Origin of the sequence: Halomonas sp. SIMBA_159 (genome assembly GCF_046536035.1) — a bacterium.
Taxonomy (GTDB): domain Bacteria; phylum Pseudomonadota; class Gammaproteobacteria; order Pseudomonadales; family Halomonadaceae; genus Vreelandella; species Vreelandella venusta_A.
In genome coordinates, this window is the sequence record NZ_JAWJBT010000885.1 from 1 (window position 1) to 261 (window position 261).

Annotated in this window: 1 pseudogene; it reads right to left on the bottom strand. The window is 62.8% G+C overall.

The window, feature by feature from the left end:
* Positions 1-261 (bottom strand): annotated as a pseudogene (locus R0J87_RS21790) (hypothetical protein); the annotation flags it as partial.

Below are 261 nucleotides of genomic sequence, written 5' to 3' on the forward strand. Positions count from 1 at the left end.
TCGCTCGCGAAGTCGCTGAACGACTTGTACTTGAGGTTCGACAGCAGCAGTTCGCCCATCGCCCGCATGACGAAGAACAGCATGAAGCCGATGATCATGTAGACGAAGATCACCGATGGTCCCGCCACCGAGATCGTCTTGCCGCTGCCCATGAACAGGCCGGTTCCGATCGCGCCGCCGATCGCGAGCAGCTGGATGTGGCGGTTGCTCAGCGCGCGCCGCAGGTGCTGCTCCTCCCCATCGGCATCGACATCGGGCGTG